This window comes from Rhodococcus sp. CX (assembly GCF_015865005.1).
Classification (GTDB): domain Bacteria; phylum Actinomycetota; class Actinomycetes; order Mycobacteriales; family Mycobacteriaceae; genus Rhodococcus.
In genome coordinates, this window is record NZ_JADZGH010000091.1 from 68,373 (window position 1) to 68,723 (window position 351).

The 351-nt window shown below is 71.5% G+C and carries 1 protein-coding gene; it reads right to left on the reverse strand.

From position 1 onward, the window contains the following. The coding region (locus I0Q12_RS09940) for an NTP transferase domain-containing protein (RefSeq protein ID WP_307846151.1) at positions 1 to 323 on the reverse strand (323 nt) is incomplete at its 3' end. Between the last annotated feature and the right edge of the window lie 28 nt (positions 324 to 351).

The following is a 351-nucleotide window of genomic DNA, read 5'->3' on the forward strand; positions in this document are numbered from 1 at the left end:
TCGGCGAGGGACGAGCAGTCGAGACGTCGCACGCGGTCGCGATTGCGTGCCAGGAACGACCGGGCGCCCTCGTCGCCGGTGGCCTGCGCGGCGGCGGCGACCGCGTCGGCGCGGTCGAACACGACGGGATGGCCCGGGCGGTCGCCGAACACCGGCAGCGTCACCGTTCCCGGTTCGTGGGCCGACAGCACGGTGTGCACGAGTTCTGCGGTGATTCCGGGGAAGTCCACCACGGTCAACGCCACCGTCGAGTGCCCGGACGACGCATCGACGCCCGCCCGCAACGACGTCGACATCCCTTCCGCCCAAAGCGGATTGCGCACCACGATCACGTTCGGGTCGCACTGGGCG